This is a genomic window from Thalassotalea sp. 1_MG-2023, from assembly GCF_030546745.1.
Classification (GTDB): domain Bacteria; phylum Pseudomonadota; class Gammaproteobacteria; order Enterobacterales; family Alteromonadaceae; genus Thalassotalea_C.
On record NZ_JAUOPD010000058.1, the window covers coordinates 1 to 1,983 of the forward strand.

Here is a 1,983-nt window from a genome sequence, read left to right on the forward strand (position 1 = left end):
TTGGCCATTGCTGTTATATCGTAGCCCCTTCACTCATTCCTAAAAAACCTGGCGAACGAGTAAAAACTGATAAACGTGATGCAGCTAAACTAGCGCTACTTTTCAAGGCAGAAACGCTCACCGCTATTTATGTACCCGAATCTGAAGATGAAGCCATACGAGATTTATCTCGTGCTCGGGAAACAGCCATGAAGGATTTAAAAGACGCCAAGTTTCAACTTAAAGGCTTATTTCTTAGAAACAATATTCAATGTGAAGTTAAAGATAATTGGTCGAAAAAGCATTTACGGTGGTTAACTGAACTCGTATTACCCCACCAAAGCCAGCAAATTGTGTTGCAAGACAAATCTTTATGGAAAAGATTTGAACAGCTTTAGCTGGCCTTTTAGGTGAAATACAAGGACGTATTTCATAAATGATACAAACCATCATCGAGCGAATGAAACGAGTAGATCGTTTAGTGAACGAACTAGGCCACCAAGTGAAACAATGGCGCTATTACCCTGTTGTAAAAGCGATTCAAGCAATGCGCGGTGTACGTATGTTAGTTGCGGTGGGCGTTATTGCTGAATTAGGGGATCTTAGGCGGTTTGATCATCCCAGAAAACTCATGGCCTATTTAGGGCTAGTACCGAGCGAAAGCTCTAGTGGTGACAAGCGTCGATTAGGAAAACTCACCAAATGTGGCAATGGTCGCGCAAGGCGTTTGCTGATAGAAGGCGCACAAACTTATAAGTACAAAGCCAATATATCCACAGAGCTTCAAAAACGGCAAGAAGGGTTAAGTAAAGAAATTGTCGATATCGCCTGGCAAGCACAACTCAGGCTATGCCGACGTTATCAACGACTAATGAATCGTGGTAAGCATCGTAACCTTGTCGTAGCAGCAATCGCCAGAGAAATGATTGCCTATATCTGGGCAATCTCGCGAGAGATAGTCATTATGCCGTTAGACCCAAGAGCGCGTGTCGCAAGGATACCAGCATAAATGAACACAGTTTTTAAGTTAACGTATGTAGATCAAGCATCGGGTGTGGCACAACCACCGAGGGCGTTAGGATGGCAACGATAAGAAACTATTGTTGAACCACGAGCATAGACTGAAGACAGGTGTCACGACGGAACAAGTAAGGTAGGCGCTGTTAACCAATAGGTTAATAATCCACGAATATCAGCATGATAACCGACGAAATTACTTGCTTCATCTACTGCGTTAACTTAATCCAAAACAAACAAATGATGGCTCTGAAATAAATGGGCAGGGATCGGTGTTTTTTACTTGACGTGGGGAGTCATACCAAACGCCTCGCTCACCAGAATTTTGGGAGCGAAGCGAGTAAAATTTCTGTGTGTAGCGACTTGTTATGTGCCTCTAATACTTTGTGGCTTTTAATAGTGGGGCACCATTTCCTTTTGTAATATCGAGAATCTCACAAGTTATACGATAAAACTTGGGTAAAATACCTGGAACATTTGTATATACCCCATGGTCATTAAGCGATCTTATATCAGGGAAGTCGTCCCAACGGTTTTCATTGGTAATAAAGTTATTAGCATCTTTTTGATTCTTAAAGTCATGCTCACAATAAATATCCATATAACTTTTGATTTGCTCAACTTCATTGTTAGATAAATTATATTTCTTAACAATATCTGTATAATCAAACTGAGAAAGTTGAGATTTTATAGAATTATCACCACCGTACTCAGCCAACCAATTATCCATAAAATCTGGATCACTAGCGCATCCACCGAATGCCTCACAAAAATCCTGATAATCACTCATTTAGTTATTCCTACTGCGTACTAGAAAAGGCACATAACGCCGCAATAAGCGGACAAAAATGGTTGGCTATACTTGTTGAGGAACGAAACAAAGCCAACTGTTTTTGTTCCGTTTAATTGCCTTGTATGGATAATAAACCCACAAAACTTAAACTTATTCGGTAAAGTGAGACCCTAGCTATAGCAGCAACTATAGCT

The 1,983-nt window shown here is 40.6% G+C and carries 1 protein-coding gene and 1 pseudogene; one reads left to right on the forward strand and one right to left on the reverse strand.

The features are described 5' to 3' along the window. Positions 1 to 988: pseudogene (locus Q4489_RS18170) on the forward strand (IS110 family transposase); the annotation flags it as partial. A 384-nt stretch (positions 989 to 1,372) separates the two neighbouring features. On the opposite strand, the gene Q4489_RS18175 reads toward Q4489_RS18170, so the two are convergent. Further along, on the reverse strand, positions 1,373 to 1,786 hold the full coding sequence (locus tag Q4489_RS18175; protein ID WP_303483356.1) for a hypothetical protein: 414 nt from the start codon (positions 1,784 to 1,786) through the stop codon (positions 1,373 to 1,375). Positions 1,787 to 1,983 lie beyond the last annotated feature (197 nt).

Coding starts and splice junctions, on each gene's coding strand:
- Q4489_RS18175 (WP_303483356.1), bottom strand. CDS start 1,786: ATGAGTGATTATCAGGATTTTTGTGAGGCATTCGGTGGATGCGCTAGT.